We start from the raw sequence: 15,454 nt of genomic DNA on the forward strand, positions 1-15,454 counted from the left end.
TTGCCTTGCTAAGTATTTGTTAATTATCGGCGTCGATAAAACTGATTTAACAGTTTTTCTAGGGGGAGTTGTGAGTTATTTAATGATGGATTTGTTATCCACCGAGATGAATGCGCAGGAGCAAGCGCAGTTGATGCATCCCATGGTCGGCGGGCTGATATTGTTTTCCCGCAACTATCAAGATCGCGATCAGCTCTGCGCCTTGGTGGCCTCGGTGCGTGCCCTTAGACACGATCTGCTTATCGCCGTGGATCATGAAGGCGGGCGGGTACAAAGATTTATTGACGGTTTTAGTAAGATCCCCGCCATGGGCGACATATTGCCAGCGGCAAAGCAAGACCTTCAATTAGCCAAGGGCTGGGCGAGGGAGCTTGGTTTTCTGATGGCCGTTGAATTGCTGGCCTGTGATATCGACTTAAGTTTTGCCCCTGTGCTGGATCTGAACGGCATCAGTCAGGTGATTGGCTCCCGCGCCTTTAGCGATAAGCCCGATGAGGTGATAGCCCTGGCCGAAGCCTTTATTCAAGGGATGCAGGATGCGGGCATGGCCGCCGTGGGTAAGCATTTCCCAGGTCATGGCAGCGTGGCGGCGGACTCCCATATTGCCAAGCCGGTGGATGAGCGTAGCGAAGCCGAGATCCGCGCCCTAGACATGGTGCCCTTTGCGCATCTCATGGGGGCGAAGCGATTACAGGGGGTGATGCCGGCCCACGTTATCTATCCTAAGGTCGACCCCAATCCCGCGGGTTTCTCCCCCTATTGGCTTAAGCAGGTGCTGCGTGAAGAGCTTAAGTTCGATGGGGTTATCTTCTCCGACGATCTCGGCATGAAGGGGGCTGGCGTGGTAGGTGGCTACCCAGAGCGGGCCAGCGCCGCTATTAAGGCGGGCTGTGACATGATCTTGCTGTGTAATGACAGTCAGGGCGTCAGCGAGCTGTTAACCTCGTTTGAGTGGCCAGAGCAAGGTCCACAGGTGCCGGCGCGTAAACTGCTGGCCAACAGACCTCAGGTTGCCAAGGCGCTGGAGGATGAGTCTCGTTATCTGGCGGCAAGAAGGATAGCAGAGCAGATCTGTATGGGCTAAATTTGATGTAGCGCAACAACAGCCTATGATGAGTTAGCTAAAGTTAATATTCACATACAGTTAGCAGGTAACAGGATGATCCTCTATTTCCACGGTTTTGACGCCACCAGTCCAGGTAATCATGAAAAAATGCGCCAGCTGCAGTTTGTCGACCCCGACGTACGGCTGATCAGCTACAGCACGCTTCACCCCAAGTACGATATGCAGTATCTGCTTAACGAGGTGAGTCGTCAGTTAACCCAGAGTGACGATCCCGCGCCTCTGGCAATAGGTGTCGGTCTCGGCGGCTATTGGGCCGAGCGGATAGGTTTTCTCAATGGCCTTAAGACAGTGATGATCAATCCTAATCTGCATCCGGAAGACAATATGCTCGGCAAGATAGACAGACCGGAAGAGTATGCCGACATCGCCAGCAAGTGTGTCAGTCAGTTTAGGGAGAAACATAAGGGCCGGGGCATGTGTATCCTGTCTCGCCAGGACGAGGTGCATGACAACCAGGCGGTGGCCAGCACCTTAGCGCCTTTCTATCCCATCGTCTGGGACGAGGAGCAGCGCCATAAGTTTCCCTCGCTGGCCGCACATCTCGCCGAGATAAAGGCCTTTAAAGAGCAGCAGTAAGGTGATTCGAACCTAACAAGGAGCCAACTGGCTCCTTTTTTTATGTGCAGATGCTAGTGACGGCAGAGCGGTCTGATTTGGATTTCTGCACCAAAAAGATTGGCTGTGCGAGCGGCTTCGACTCGGGAATGACGTTAACGAAAAGCCTTGCAGCTTTGGATTGAAGCCTTGCTGGCCGAGAGGAGGCGATTAGGGCGTTTTTCTGCAGTGTATTGATCGCCATTTTTCAGGGGCTTATGGTGACTAAGCGATAAAAAGTGGTCGAATATCCTGAATTTAGCTCGAAGCTGAGCGTAAGTGGTTAACAATTTTTGTTATTCAAATCTAGCATAGCTTATCCCTTTTATGATACAAAGTGATACATATTGCTACATGATGGTCTTACAGACCTTTTCCCAGTTTGCGTATGTCGCCCGATGCAGCTAACCACTTTATTAGTTAGCTGTTTTTTTTGTCTGTTTTTTGCCCATCCCCCAAGTTTAGGTTATCTTCAAAGGGTTAGATCGATAAGAAGAACGAGGCGCAGATGAAGCGGGTATTATTGACAATATCGGGAAAGGTTCAGGGCGTGTGTTTCAGGCGATACAGTCAGCTGAAAGCCAATGAATTGGGGCTGACGGGGTATGCCAAAAACCTGGAAGACGGCAGGGTGCTGATTTTATTGCAGGGAGGCGGCTTAGCTGTCGATCGTTTCATCGCCTGGAGTGAGCAGGGTTCGCCTCAGGCTGTAGTGGATAATGTGCTGGTGGAGGAAGACGAGGCAGATGAGATCTACCTCGATTTTTCTGTCTATTAGCTATCTGTTTTCTAAATAGCTATTTAGCTTAGTTCTGCGGGACCACGTTTGGCTGGCTCACCTCGAGGGTGCGCTCGCCGGGTTGTTCCATCTTTCTGATCTGTAGGATCATCCCCATGTTAGGGTGATCGAAATAATGGATTTCGTCACTCTTCACTCGCTTATTCTGCGTCATATAGATGTTGTACAGATAAGGCATCTGGCTCAATACCGTCTCATCCTCAAGCTGTGGCTGCGCTTTACTGCCAGCCCTGTGCAGGGTTAACGCCGTTTCCACATAGAGGTAATGGTTCAGATAGATGTTGAGCGTACCATCAAGTGCCCAGATAGGGGCCGCCTGCTTTTCCTCGAAATTCAGATCGAAGTTAAACTGCGGAATGCCGCTGGTATCACTTTGCGGCGCCGCGTTCACCGCGTAGCCATCCTCATTGAAGCGATCTGAGAAATCTTCACCGCCGTAGAGACGCACGGGTTTCGCCTGATGACGGGGCAGCATAGATTGTTGCCAGGTCATATGCAGCAGGCTCTTGTGTCCGGCTTCGCGCTTTAAGGTGGTAATCATGTCGCCAAACTGCGACTGGGAGTCGGCCAATAAGACAGTGCCGGCCCCTAAGGTGGCATATTGGGGGGTTGGCGCGCCTATGGTGCTTGGGATCTGGCTAGGGTGAGTCACCTGCGCCTGTTGCAACTGCCTGTCGCAATCTTCTGGCATTTCCAGCCACTGCTGGGCGCTGCAGCCCTCGAGGCCAAGGCTGGCACCGGTAATATCCGTGGCAAACAGCGGCGAGATCATGTCTATCGGTTGACGCGTGTGACGATTGCCTGGGCTTGCCAAGGTTTCTTCCAATTGACTTCCCTGACGCTCAAACAGGTAAACTTCCACCTCAAACCAACGCTCGTTATCTGCCCAGACGGCGCCGGATAGTGAGGCAAGGGTGGTCACCAATAAAAGACTCTTTTTAAACACGCGGTTCTCCAAGGCGATGTTGCATGAGTTGAGAGATGATCAGGGATAACAGGGCTAACCTATCCTTGTCTGTCTCTGTCGGCATCAAGAATTTTAACTTACTTGGGCCGTCCATACGATAATTTTGTGGCTGACTCTGTAATAGTCCGATGATAAAGCCAGGATCTACACAGTGATCGTTATTAAATTCCAGACTGCCGCCCTTGGCGTGCATCTCTATCTTGGCGATGCCGAGCGCCGTTGCCTGATGTTTGAACAGCGAGACTTCCATCAGGTTCTTGGTGGCCTGAGGCAGGAGGCCGAAGCGGTCGATCAGCTCGACCTTTAATTCGTCCAGTGCCTGGGCGGTGGCGCAGTTGGCGATACGCTTATAGAGCGACAGGCGGATGTTGACATCGCCCACATAATCTTCCGGCAGTAGCGCTGGGATCCGCAGGTCAATCTCACACTGTCCCCTGAGCATCTGATCCAGCGAAGGTTCCTTGCCCTCCTTGAGGGACTTCACCGCATCTTCCAGCATCTCCATGTAGAGGGTAAAGCCTATTTTGGAGATATGACCGCTCTGCTCATCGCCCAGGAGTTCACCCGCGCCGCGGATCTCGAGATCTTGAGTCGCCAGCATGAAGCCTGCGCCGAGATCTTCCAGCGCGCCAATGGCCTCCAGACGCTTGATGGCATCCTTGGTCATGCGTTTAGGATGGGGCGTCATCAGATAGGCGTAGGCCTGATGATGTGAGCGCCCCACACGACCCCTGAGCTGATGCAGCTGCGCCAGGCCGAAGTTATCGGCTCTCTCTATGATGATGGTGTTGGCGCTGGGCACGTCGATGCCCGTCTCTATGATGGTGGTACACACCAGCACATTGTATTTCTGGTGATAGAAGTCAGACATCACCTTTTCAAGGTCACGCTCGCGCATCTGACCATGGGCGGTGACAACTCGCGCCTCGGGCAGTAGCGCCTCAATCTCCCGGGCGCGCTTCTCTATGGTCTCGACACTGTTGTGGAGAAAATAGACCTGGCCGCCCCTTAAGATCTCACGCAGCAGTGCCTCGCGCACCGTGGCATCATCATATTCGCGCACGAAGGTTTTAACCGCCAGGCGCTTGGCTGGCGGCGTAGCTATGATGGAGAGGTCGCGCATGCCTGACATCGCCATGTTGAGCGTACGCGGGATAGGGGTCGCCGTCAGGGTCAAAATATCGATGTTGGTGCGAAGCGCCTTGATCTTCTCCTTCTGACGCACGCCGAACCTGTGCTCCTCGTCGATGATAAGCAGGCCTAAGTTTTCAAACTTGGCCTCAGACTGGAGTAGCTTATGGGTACCGATAACGATATCCACCTGGCCAAGCTCCAGCTGCTTGAGCACCGCCTGTTGCTCTTTGGCGGTCTTAAAGCGTGACATCACCTCTATCTTGATGGGCCAGTCGGCAAACCTGTCTTTGAAGTTTTCATAGTGCTGCTGAGCCAGTAGCGTCGTGGGCACCAAGATAGCCACCTGCTTGCCGTCGTTGACCGCCACGAAGGCGGCGCGCATCGCCACCTCAGTCTTACCGAAGCCGACGTCGCCACACACCAGACGATCCATCGAGATGGGGCTACACATGTCGGTGAGCACGGCGTCGATGGCGGTTTCCTGATCCACCGTCTCTTCGAAGGGGAAGCTGCCGGCAAACTGAGCGTACTCTTCGCGATCTAATCGGCAGGCCTCGCCGGGGCGGGCCTGACGGCGGGCGTAGACATCTAACAGTTCGGCGGCCACGTCGCGGATCTTCTCGATCGCCTTGCGTTTGGCCTTGGTCCAACTCTCGTTGCCCAGCTTGTTGAGCTGCGGTGCATCATCGGCCCCGACACTGTACTGGCTGATGAGGTTGAGAGAGGCGACAGGCACATAGAGCTTGTCGCCACCGGCGTATTCCAGTTTCAGGTACTCGGCGACCAGGCCGCCCGTGTCCAGGGTTTCCAGTCCCTGGTAGAGGGCGACGCCGTGATCCAGATGCACTATGGGTTGACCGACTTTGAGTTCGGCCAGATCCTTGATGAGCGCATCCTGGCTTACCTGACGCTGTTTATCGCGCCTGCGTTGCTGGGCGATGCGCTGGCCAAACAGCTCGGTTTCACACACCAGTGCCCAGCTTGGGCCCTTTTTAGGGTGATAGATGGCGCCTTGAGACAGCGGCGCGACGATCAAGCCAAAGGGCTGAGGCTTATGGCTGAAGCTCTCCAGATGATCCAGCAGCGCAGGTTTAATCTCTATCTTGGCCAGCAGTTCCAGCAGCGCCTCGCGGCGGCCTTCCGATTCGACGCAGAATAAAATTGGCGTGCCGCCATCGGCAAATTCTTTAAGGCTGATAAGTGGCTGTTTCAGCTTATGGTTGGCGGCGATGTTAGGCAGTGCCTCGAGCTGCGCCGTAACACAGGTGCCTGTGGCATCATCGCCCTTGACCAGGAAGCGCGGCAGATGCTTAAAGGCCTCGAAGACCTGTTCGGTCAGCAGGTAGAGATCCTTTGGCGGCAGCAGTGGCCTCAGGGGATCGACCCGGCGGTTTTCATAGCGCTGGTTGATCTCCTGCAGGTGGTGTTTGGCAGCATTCTCTAGATCGCCCACCTGCACCAATTGGCACTCGCCGGGCAGATAGTCAAACAGGCTCGCCGTCTCGTCGAAGAAGAGGGGCAGGTAACTCTCGATCCCGGCGGGCATCACCTTGCGGCTCACCATCTGATAGATGGACTCCGGCTCCTTGACCACTACCTCAAACTGGCGGCGATAACGTTGGCGAAACCCTTCGATGGCGGCGTCATTGGTCGGGAACTCCTTGGCCGGCAGTAGGCGAATCGATTCGATCTCGCCGCTGGAGCGTTGGGTTTCCGGGTCAAATTCGCGGATCGATTCGACCTCATCATCGAACAGCTCGATGCGATAGGGGCTCTGGGCGCCCATGGGGAAGAGATCTATGATAGAGCCGCGCACGGCAAACTCGCCATGCTCATACACCTGCTCTACGTGATGATAGCCGGTATTGACCAGCTGGCTGCGCACTGCTTCCAGGGGATAGTGGTCGCCCTTGCTGAGCAGCAAGACGTTGCCGGTTAAGAATGATTGCGGCGGCAACTTCACCATCAGGGTGCTCATGGGCACGATCACCAGGCTATGGCCGGCGCTTGGGATCCGCGATAGGGTCTCAAGCCGTTGAGATACCAGATCCTGATGGGGCGAGAAGCTGTCGTAAGGCAAGGTCTCCCGGTCGGGGAACAGCATCACGGGGATCGATTTTGGCGCTAACAGGTAGCCTAGCTCTGCCTCTAGCCTGAGCGCGCTTGGCGTGTCTGGCGTCACCACTAAGGTCATGCCGCTATACTGCTCGGACAGCTTAGCCAGGCTTATCGCCTGGGCGGCACCGGTTAACTGGCTCAGGGTTTGGGGCGACTTAACCCCTTTGACTTTAGGTGGTGTGAGGATGGAAAAAGCATTCATGAAAACAGACTAAGGCCAACAATCAACAATGATGCGGCCATTGTAGAGACTTAGCCCCGTCAGTGCCAGTGAAAACTAACTCGGGTCTTGTTGCTGTTTTTTGCGTTGTTGTAATTGTTTTTGTTGAATATTCAGGCTGGCTTTGACCAGTTGCTCGACATCCTCATCGAGAATTTGAATAAAGCTGAGTTCGCAGTCGAAACCACCTTCAGAGGCTTCATCGTCACAGCGGGTGCACTCCCCTATGCAAAGGATGGCGATAAGCGCCTCCCTGATATGCAGTGTGATGCGGTAGCGCTCGCCGGGCACCAATTTTGTGGGGCTTAGGAGATGTATGCCGCTACCGCCAAAATGCAGGCCGCTGCAGCGCTCGCCCTCGTGGGGCTGCTGCTCGAGCACATGCTGCAGCACCAGGTCTATCTTGCGAGACTGTAGCTTAAGGTAATCGACTACGGTGCGGGCTTCATCATCAAGGTGCCTGAGCTGGAGTAGACAGTCGGCTTCCATCGCCTTGACTTGGCTGATAAGCTGAATGCCGAGCGGTAGCATACCTCTTAGCTCATAGTCGTTGGGCAGCGGCTGCTCCTTAGGCCAGGGCGATAGGTAAGCGGCGAACCCATGCGCGACGCTAAAATAGGAGTTTGATTGGCTGTTCAACGGATTGCCTCTTGTTTTTAAGGTGCTATTCCCCCTATTATCGTGCCCATCTTAATGATTTATCAAGGCTCTGACGCAAAGAGACCCTGCCAAACATGAATTTAGCGTTATCTTGGACCATAGGTTATCGGTATTGGCGAGCACGTAAGGCCAATCCATTTGCCTCATTTATTACCCTGTTTGCCGTGTCGGGGATCTTGCTCGGGGTGGCGGCCCTGATCATCGTCAGTTCTGTGATGAATGGTCTCGAGGGGCAGCTCAAGCAGCGCATTCTTGGCGCTGTGCCACAGCTGACGGTGCACAGCGAGCAACACCTTGGCAACTGGCAAGATGTCGCCAATACCTTAATCGATGGTAAGCAGATCCTGGCGATGAGCCCGAGCGTGGCCACCCAGGCCATGTTACAGGCGCCGAGCAACATCAGCGCAGTGCAGGTTTATGGCATCTATCCCGAGCTTGAAAAAGACAATCTGGCGCGTCTGAACCGACACTTCAACGGCTCCCTCGACAGCCTAGAGGCGGGCAAATACCGCATCATCATTGGCGCCGAGCTGGCGCGTCGTCTGGATGTTAAGCCCGGCGATAAGATACGTGTACTCAGTGGCGATGGGGTGGTTTATTCGCCGCTGGGGCCTGTGCCGAGTCAGCGTAAGTTTATCGTAGCAGGCGTGTTTGAGATGGGATCTCAGGTGGATGCGAGCCTGGCTTACGTGCATCACGAGGATGCACTGCGTCTGATGCGCAAGTTCCCCAATGAGATCAAGTCGCTGCGTCTCTATCTGGCCGATCCCTTCAAGGCGAGCAAGCTTGCACCTAAGGTAAAGGCGGCGTTTGAGGCGGCGGGCGACAGTGTGACCACCAGTGATTGGCGCGAAAACTATGGTCATCTTTTCTCTGCGGTGAAGATGGAGAAGAACATGATGTCGTTGATGCTCAGCCTTATCATCGCCGTGGCGGCCTTTAACATAGTATCAGCGCTGGTGATGATGGTGGTGGATAAGACCACAGACGTTGCCGTGCTCAAGACCCAAGGCTTGACCACGGGGAGCATCATGGGGATCTTCATGATCCAGGGATCGCTTAACGCCGTTTTAGGCTTGGTGGGCGGCCTGGCTATCGGCGTGCTGGCCACATTAAACATCAATACACTCTTCTCGGTTCTTGGCGTTCATGTGCTCGGCGCGGGTCAACGCCTGCCGGTGCAGCTTGAGTGGGGCCAGTTGTCCCTCATCGTCGTTGGCACCCTGACCATCACATTTTTAGCGACCGTTTATCCCGCACTACGGGCGGCTAGCGTGCAACCTGCCACAGCTTTAAGGTATGAATAATCTATGACCCAACAGGATAACTCTTTGTTACTTCAAGTCAGTGACGTCAGCAAACGCTACCACGAGGGGAGCATAGATACTCAGGTGCTGAGCGGCGTTAATCTCAGTATCGCCAAGGGCGAGCAGGTGGCTATCATCGGCAGTTCAGGTTCGGGTAAGAGTACCTTGTTGCACATCATGGGCACGCTGGACAAACCCAGCAGCGGTCAGGTGATGTTCGACGGAGAAGATCTCTACCAGCTTTCCTCCTCGCGTCAGGCGGCGATCCGCAACCAGGAGCTGGGATTTATCTATCAGTTCCATCATCTGTTGCCCGAGTTTACCGCCCTTGAAAATGTGGCCATGCCAGGACTCATTCAAAAGCGCCCGCGTCAGGAAGTCGAGCAGGAGGCCAAAGAGCTACTTAGTCGTGTGGGTCTTGGGCACAGGCTGCATCATACCCCGGCGGAGATGTCTGGCGGTGAGCGCCAGCGCACAGCGATAGCCAGGGCGCTGATCAATCGTCCTAAGTTGGTGTTGGCCGATGAGCCAACGGGCAACCTGGACGCCGCCAGCGGCGATACCGTTTATGAGCTTATCCGAGAGCTGGGTAGCCAGCTGGGTACGGCCTTTGTGGTGGTCACCCATGATCCTAAGCTTGCGGCGCGCATGGACAGACAGCTGAAGATGCAAGATGGTCAGTTAAGCGCCTGGGAGATGGCATGAGAGAGAGACTCGCCTTCTGGGTAGGCTGGCGCTTCTACATGGCGCGTCAGTCCAATCGTTTCATCAGCTTCATCTCCTTTGCCTCTACCGCAGGCATCGCCTTGGGGGTCGCCGTGTTGATCACTGTGCTGTCGGCCATGAACGGCTTCGAGAAGGAGCTTGAGCAGCGCCTGCTGGGCGTAGTGCCCCATGGTGAGCTGACCGGAGTGAATGAGCCGCTGCATGACTGGCCGAAAATTGCCGAGGATGCCAAGAAGATCCCCGGTATTATCGCCAGCGCGCCATTTGTGCGTATACAAGGTCTGATCCAGAAACCCGGTGGTTTTCAGGGGCTAACGGTTATCGGTATCACGCCGGAATTAGAAGCAAAAGTTTCCAACATCCGTGATTTCATGCCGGATACGGCCTGGCAGGCACTGGCCAGCAAAGAAAACAATATTGTCCTGGGTAAGGGACTGGCCGATGCGCTGGGGCTGTCGCTGGGTAACACCCTGAGCCTCTACACGCCAAACCTTGCCAGTCAGTCAACGGGACGTGGCCTTGGTTCGGCCAAGAGTCATCAGTTTAAGGTGGCGGGAATTTTTGCGCTCGGCGGCGAGCTGGATCTGACCACTGCCTACATCTCGCTGGATTATGGCGCCGAACTGTTGGGGCTGGGGGATGGCGTGAGTGGGATCCGCATCAAGGTAGATGATGTCTTTGCCGCGCCGCAGCTGATCCGCACCTTGGGCTATAGCCAGTCGCAATATATGTACCTTTCCGATTGGACCCGCACCCAAGGCCATCTTTATCAGGACATTCAGCTGGTACGCGCCGTGATGTATCTGGTGCTGGCGCTGGTGATCGCCGTGGCTTGTTTCAATATCGTCTCGACATTAGTGATGGCGGTACGTGACAAGCAGTCGGAGATCGCCATCTTGCTGACCATGGGGATGGCCAAGGCCACCATCATGGGGATCTTCGTGGTGCAGGGCGCGCTAAATGGTCTGTTGGGTTGCTTGATTGGTGCGGGACTGGGGATCACCCTTGCGCTGAATCTCAGTGCTATCGCCAGCGGGATTGAGCAGCTGTTTGGCGTGCAGCTCTTATCGGCCGATGTTTATTTTATCGACTTCTTACCCTCACAGCTAAATCTTCTGGATGTGGCGCTGGTGGTGTCTCTGGCCTTGGTCATGAGCCTATTGGCCACCCTCTATCCCGCCTGGAAGGCGAGTCGTATTCATCCCGCCGAGGCGTTGGCCGGGCGCTAAGACTTGGTCGTAAATTAGGAATAGTCTTTAGCGACTTTCCCGGTAGGCGCGTTTTTGTTGATACATCCGCTTGTCGGCATCTGAGAGTAACTCTTTGATGTCGGCATTCTGACCCTCATAGGTCGCATAGCCTATGCTGAGTGAGGGCGTCAGTTGTTGTGACTGCCAGCTAAAGGGCTGGGATTCTATCGCCTGGGTGATATGCGCCATGATCTCCTCGATTTCCTGCATGTTGGTGAGCTCATAGAGCAAGATCAGAAACTCATCGCCGCCAAATCGGGCGACCGATCCCTTAATACCAACCTCTGTCACAAGACGATTGGCGATATATTTTAGCAACTCATCGCCCGCCTCATGCCCCAGCTCGTCGTTAACCCCTTTAAAGTCGTTGAGATCTATGTTGAGCAGGGTAAAAGGGGGCTGATTTGGTTTGTTCATCAGGCGATCGAGTTCGTTGATGATGAAGCGCCGATTAGGTAGGTGGGTCAATTCATCGTGGAGCGCCGCCCTGTGGGTGTGCTGATAGTTGCGAAACAGCAGTAGCATCAGCATGTATAAGGTAAAGGCCGCAATCGTACCTATACCGCCTATGCCCAGACGCAGCTGGCCGATGCGTTCGAGATTCTCGATATGAAACCTAGCTGCCATATTCCAGGTGGCGCTGGGTAACTTGATGGGGTAGATCACATCGGCATTGTCGAAGATGCTGGCATCACCGTAGAAAACCTGTTCGGGTTCGTTGGCGGTGATCTGTTTCTTGATGGCGATATCGCCGCCCTGAAACTGGGTGATCCCTGTGTCATGGAGTAACTGGTTATAGTTCATCACCACGCTCACCCCGCCCCAGTATTGGGTGTTTTTGGGGTAGTCGGCGAAAATAGGGTAGCGTGCGATGAGGCCCAAACCACCCTGGACCAGATTTACCGGGCCGGCGATATACACCGACTGCTGCTCCTTGGCCAGAAGCACTGTCTTTAGCTGGTTTGGCTGGGTGCTAAAATCAAATCCAACAGCCGCTTCGTTGCCTTCTAGGGGATAGACTAGCGAGATAACATTGTTCGGCGCGATGGCGACATTGCGCACGTATTGCGCCTTGTCGAGTAACTTAGCGGCGATCACATGCCAGTTTTTCATGGCAAATTCGGGATCTATAGTCACCACAGTGGCCAGGCTATCGGCCAGATAGGTGTCTTTGTATATGGTGGCCTCGAAGTTAAAGCGGATCAGCGCCAAGTTCTTGCGCAGATTTTCCTCTTCTTGCTGGATCTCATTGTCGACAAAGTATTTTGTTAGCGCACTGATGGTGATCACTGAGGCGAGCAGAAACAAGCAGGAGAGCAGTGCGAAGATCGCAACATGTTTTCTATTTGAATTTAAGTGCATGGCCTTCCTGCATTTTTTTTGATTATTCTAACGAGCGACTTCATCCAAGGCATGTCATTCAGATAGATACAAAGCATCAACTTTGTGATCAATTTGTTTATTCTATCTTAAGTTTCTCTTAGATGCGAAGTGGCAATTGCAGCAGCTCATGCTGCAGCTAGGCTAATGTGCAGTGTTATCGGCGAAAATAGCGCGATGATTTGGTTAACAAAAGCTTATTGGTATCACAGCCCGGTGAAGTTTCATTGCCAGGATTAGCTCAATATTCGATAGCAAGATCCATTGGGGCTTGTGATCAGATCAAAGGCGGCATGCTGCAGGCGATGGGCAGAGTAGTTCGCTACTTGGTGCGATTCTTCCACTTGAACAGGATAGAGTACTTCCACAGGTTGTGGACGACAAAGTAACCCACGGCGGAAAAGATGATCCCAAACACCAGACAGCCGAGCAAGAAAGGCGGGCCTATGGTGAAGAGTGAGGCCTCGATCCATTGCCAGCTGGCTTCGAAGGCAAATTCTTGGGGAGGGTGATTGAGCAGTTTGGCGCCAAAGAGGTAGGCAGCATAGAACATAAAGGGCATGGTGACTGGATTGGTGACCCATACCAAGGCGACGGCGACAGGTAAGTTACAGTTGAACAGGATCGCCAGCGCCGCGGCTAACACCATCTGAAATGGCATGGGGATCCAGGCGACAAACAGGCCGACCGCAAAGGCGAGGGGAGCGGAGCGTCGATTCAGGGCCCAGAGGTTAGGCTTGTGAAGCAGCTTACCGAACATCTGCAGGTGCTTATGATTCTGCAGTGTTTCAGGCTTGGGCATATATCGTTGAATGAATTTTTTTGGCATAGCTTAGTGTTGCAGTCTTAAATTATTCATTATGAATCGATTCATGTTTGGCTATTGTGCCACGCTCATTTCCGCGTTGCTCTGGCCTGCCTTGCCAACCTTTTCCCTTGCATGTGCCGTCTTGGTAATTGCCGTCATCATGCTGAAATGGTCGAAATTATTGGCCGGTAGCCTTCTGGCTATAGCTTGGATGAGTCTATTTTGCCACCAACTTTTGGTTTTTACGTCCGATAAATCGAGCGAGCTGCCATCAGTAAGGGGCGAAATCATATCACTAGTTTATCGAAACGGCGACTGGATAAATGCCGATATTCGTATTTTAACGGACCATCCCTTTCATTTTCCTGACAAATATTTACGCTTACGTTGGCAAAGCGAACAAAAAGTCGCCATAGGTGAGGTGTGGCAATTCACCCTTGCCCCAAAGCCCATCACCAGTGTGCTTAACCAAGGGGGATTTAATCAGCAGGCCTATCTGCTCTCGAAGCACATCATAGGCAAGGGCAGAGTCATTGCGGCCAAACGCCTTTTACCACCACAGGGCATGCGGGCCAAGCTACTGACAAAGTTGCGCCAGGATCTGGCCTCACTGGCCAATGGCGATTTGATGCTGGCGCTCATGCTGGGCGATAAACAGCAGATAAGCGATGCGCATTGGCAGGGCCTGAGGCAAAGCGGAACAGGGCATCTGGTGACCATCTCTGGGCTGCATCTGTCTGTGCTGGCGCTCTGGGTGATGGGGCTGGGGGGCTATCTGTTAGGGCGGCTCACTCCTCGTCTGGGACTCGGTAATCGTCAGACCATCGCCCTGGTGGCGCTGATTTGCTGTGGTCTCTATGCCTTTCTCGCCGGACTAGGGCTGCCGACCCAGCGGGCGCTTATCATGTTGGTGATGGTGATCTTGCTTGGTCTAATCCGCCGTTACGCATCGCCCTTCGAGCGGCTGTTATGGGCACTTTTCATCGTACTGCTGCTGGACCCTTTAAGTATCCTCGGCGCCGGGCTTTGGCTCTCTTTTGGTGCGCTCGCCATCATTCTCTGGTTTACGCAATCATGGCCTGCGCCTGATGAGCGTCTATCAAGCTGGCAACGGCTGAAATGGCGTCTTAAGCAGATGTGGCAGATCCAGTGGCGCCTGAGTCTATCGCTTGGCTTGCTGCAGGGGCTCTTGTTCGGCGGCTTTGCGCCCTACGCTTTGATATTTAACCTTATCTTTGTGCCTTGGTTTAGTCTGGTGGTGATCCCCCTAAGTTTCATGGCGCTGATAAGCTGGATAATCGACACTTATCTCGGCGTATCCGTTAGCCTGCCGCTTTATCTGTTGGATCTTGCCATTTCACCCATGACTCTTGCGTTCGATTGGCTAGGGGAGCTACCGCTTCACTGGCTGCCAGCCTCGATGCAGCTGGTCTCAGCCCTAGTGTTTGGCCTGCTTGGGCTTATCCTTTGGCGACTCGCCTCAGGCAACTGGCGCTGGATGATCCCTGTGTTGTTCATGCCCCTGTGTCTCTGGTTTTTACCACAGAGATTGACGGACCCTAAAAGCTGGCAGGTGCACCTGCTTGATGTCGGGCAGGGGCTCAGCCTGGTGGTTGAGAAACAGGGGCGGGCATTGATCTATGACACAGGCGCGGCGTTTGGTGAGCATTTTAGTTATGCAGATAGGGTCATAGTGCCCTTCTTGCACTACCGTGGCATAGGTGAGCTGGATTATCTGGTGCTCAGCCATGGGGACAACGATCATGCCGGCGGCGCCGATTATCTGTTAGGTCGCTACCCTAAAGTGAAGCTGGTGACAGATCTCAGCTATCCCGGCGCTATCGACTGTCGTCCTAAAAGCCTGTACTGGCAGGGGTTAAGCCTTGAGCTTTTGGGGCCGCGCGAGCCGCAGCCCGGCAATAATGGCTCCTGTGTCATGCGGATAAGCGACGGCAGGCGAAGTGTACTCATCCCTGGGGATATCGAGACTGAGGGTGAGCAGTCACTCCTGACCCAGAGCGCCGAGGTTGGCAGCACTGTCTTAATCGCGGCCCATCATGGAAGTAACACCTCATCGAGCGAGGCCTTTATTCGGGCAAGCGCGCCCGGTATCGTGCTCTACGCCGCCGGTTTCAACAATCGCTACGGCTTTCCCAAGGCTGAGGTGGTGAGACGTTTTCGCGACCAAAAGGCGCTTCAGTACAGCACGGGGGATAACGGTCAGCTGAGTTTAAAACTGGACGAGCAGGGCATTACCGTACTGGGTTATCGCCGGGATCTGGCGCCATTTTGGTACAATCAACGCTTTGAATTTGGTGAGTTTGGCAATCCAGAGTAGAATACGCTTTTTTGCACCTACGATAGA

Annotated in this window: 12 protein-coding genes; 7 read left to right on the plus strand and 5 right to left on the minus strand. The window is 54.0% G+C overall.

The window, feature by feature from the left end; genetic code table 11:
• Nucleotides 1-70 precede the first annotated feature (70 nt).
• The 3 genes from nagZ to K0J45_RS08270 all read left to right on the plus strand — a co-directional run bounded on the left by nagZ (nucleotide 71) and on the right by K0J45_RS08270 (nucleotide 2,498).
• The gene (nagZ, locus tag K0J45_RS08260) at nucleotides 71-1,084 is read left to right on the plus strand and encodes a beta-N-acetylhexosaminidase (RefSeq protein WP_220044932.1); all 1,014 of its coding nucleotides are present in this window, start codon (nucleotides 71-73) and stop codon (nucleotides 1,082-1,084) included.
• 75 nt (nucleotides 1,085-1,159) lie between these two features.
• Nucleotides 1,160-1,702 carry an alpha/beta hydrolase YcfP gene (gene ycfP / locus K0J45_RS08265; protein ID WP_220044933.1) on the plus strand — a complete coding sequence of 181 codons (543 nt, stop codon included), beginning with the start codon at nucleotides 1,160-1,162 and terminating at the stop codon, nucleotides 1,700-1,702.
• A gap of 526 nt (nucleotides 1,703-2,228) precedes the next feature.
• Nucleotides 2,229-2,498, plus strand: coding sequence for an acylphosphatase (locus tag K0J45_RS08270; protein ID WP_220044934.1), 270 nt, complete (start codon nucleotides 2,229-2,231; stop codon nucleotides 2,496-2,498).
• Nucleotides 2,499-2,526: 28 nt separating this feature from the next.
• Here the strand turns inward: K0J45_RS08270 and K0J45_RS08275 are convergent, their stop codons facing one another.
• The 3 genes from K0J45_RS08275 to K0J45_RS08285 form a co-directional block, all read right to left on the minus strand.
• Nucleotides 2,527-3,465, minus strand: a complete 939-nt coding sequence (locus K0J45_RS08275; RefSeq protein WP_220044935.1) for a peptidoglycan binding protein CsiV — start codon at nucleotides 3,463-3,465, stop codon at nucleotides 2,527-2,529.
• Nucleotides 3,458-6,940, minus strand: coding sequence for a transcription-repair coupling factor (gene mfd / locus K0J45_RS08280; RefSeq protein ID WP_220044936.1), 3,483 nt, complete (start codon nucleotides 6,938-6,940; stop codon nucleotides 3,458-3,460). Before mfd ends, K0J45_RS08275 begins: the two co-directional genes overlap by 8 nt.
• A gap of 75 nt (nucleotides 6,941-7,015) precedes the next feature.
• The gene (locus K0J45_RS08285) at nucleotides 7,016-7,597 is read right to left on the minus strand and encodes a hypothetical protein (RefSeq protein ID WP_220044937.1); all 582 of its coding nucleotides are present in this window, start codon (nucleotides 7,595-7,597) and stop codon (nucleotides 7,016-7,018) included.
• Nucleotides 7,598-7,692: 95 nt separating this feature from the next.
• Here K0J45_RS08285 and K0J45_RS08290 point away from each other — a divergent pair, with 95 nt between their 5' ends.
• The 3 genes from K0J45_RS08290 to lolE are packed head-to-tail and all read left to right on the plus strand — an operon-like array spanning nucleotide 7,693 to nucleotide 10,880.
• Nucleotides 7,693-8,925 carry a lipoprotein-releasing ABC transporter permease subunit gene (locus K0J45_RS08290; protein WP_220044938.1) on the plus strand — a complete coding sequence of 411 codons (1,233 nt, stop codon included), beginning with the start codon at nucleotides 7,693-7,695 and terminating at the stop codon, nucleotides 8,923-8,925.
• A 3-nt stretch (nucleotides 8,926-8,928) separates the two neighbouring features.
• Nucleotides 8,929-9,630, plus strand: a complete 702-nt coding sequence (lolD, locus tag K0J45_RS08295; RefSeq protein ID WP_220044939.1) for a lipoprotein-releasing ABC transporter ATP-binding protein LolD — start codon at nucleotides 8,929-8,931, stop codon at nucleotides 9,628-9,630.
• Nucleotides 9,627-10,880 carry a lipoprotein-releasing ABC transporter permease subunit LolE gene (gene lolE, locus K0J45_RS08300; RefSeq protein WP_220044940.1) on the plus strand — a complete coding sequence of 418 codons (1,254 nt, stop codon included), beginning with the start codon at nucleotides 9,627-9,629 and terminating at the stop codon, nucleotides 10,878-10,880. The genes lolD and lolE overlap by 4 nt, the downstream gene beginning before the upstream one ends.
• A gap of 27 nt (nucleotides 10,881-10,907) precedes the next feature.
• Here lolE and K0J45_RS08305 read toward each other — a convergent pair whose 3' ends face one another.
• Together K0J45_RS08305 and K0J45_RS08310 are read right to left on the minus strand one after the other, a co-directional pair.
• Nucleotides 10,908-12,263, minus strand: coding sequence for a diguanylate cyclase domain-containing protein (locus tag K0J45_RS08305; protein WP_220044941.1), 1,356 nt, complete (start codon nucleotides 12,261-12,263; stop codon nucleotides 10,908-10,910).
• A 340-nt stretch (nucleotides 12,264-12,603) separates the two neighbouring features.
• Complete coding sequence (locus K0J45_RS08310; RefSeq protein ID WP_011865435.1) at nucleotides 12,604-13,110, minus strand: DUF2062 domain-containing protein; 507 nt, start codon at nucleotides 13,108-13,110, stop codon at nucleotides 12,604-12,606.
• Between the two features lie 43 nt (nucleotides 13,111-13,153).
• On the opposite strand from K0J45_RS08310, the gene K0J45_RS08315 reads away from it, so the two are divergent.
• Entirely contained in the window at nucleotides 13,154-15,427 is a 2,274-nt protein-coding gene (locus K0J45_RS08315) for a DNA internalization-related competence protein ComEC/Rec2 (RefSeq protein ID WP_258406796.1), read from the plus strand.
• Nucleotides 15,428-15,454 lie beyond the last annotated feature (27 nt).

The sequence above is a fragment of the Shewanella alkalitolerans genome (assembly GCF_019457575.1).
Taxonomy (GTDB): domain Bacteria; phylum Pseudomonadota; class Gammaproteobacteria; order Enterobacterales; family Shewanellaceae; genus Shewanella; species Shewanella loihica.

What these genes read in the sequence shown, in the direction of transcription:
- ycfP (WP_220044933.1), top strand. Translation starts at nt 1,160, where the DNA reads ATGATCCTCTATTTCCACGGTTTTGACGCCACCAGTCCAGGTAATCAT.
- K0J45_RS08270 (WP_220044934.1), top strand. Translation starts at nt 2,229, where the DNA reads ATGAAGCGGGTATTATTGACAATATCGGGAAAGGTTCAGGGCGTGTGT.
- mfd (WP_220044936.1), bottom strand. Translation starts at nt 6,940, where the DNA reads ATGAATGCTTTTTCCATCCTCACACCACCTAAAGTCAAAGGGGTTAAG.
- K0J45_RS08290 (WP_220044938.1), top strand. Translation starts at nt 7,693, where the DNA reads ATGAATTTAGCGTTATCTTGGACCATAGGTTATCGGTATTGGCGAGCA.
- lolD (WP_220044939.1), top strand. Translation starts at nt 8,929, where the DNA reads ATGACCCAACAGGATAACTCTTTGTTACTTCAAGTCAGTGACGTCAGC.
- lolE (WP_220044940.1), top strand. Translation starts at nt 9,627, where the DNA reads ATGAGAGAGAGACTCGCCTTCTGGGTAGGCTGGCGCTTCTACATGGCG.
- K0J45_RS08305 (WP_220044941.1), bottom strand. Translation starts at nt 12,263, where the DNA reads ATGCACTTAAATTCAAATAGAAAACATGTTGCGATCTTCGCACTGCTC.
- K0J45_RS08310 (WP_011865435.1), bottom strand. Translation starts at nt 13,110, where the DNA reads ATGCCAAAAAAATTCATTCAACGATATATGCCCAAGCCTGAAACACTG.
- K0J45_RS08315 (WP_258406796.1), top strand. Translation starts at nt 13,154, where the DNA reads ATGTTTGGCTATTGTGCCACGCTCATTTCCGCGTTGCTCTGGCCTGCC.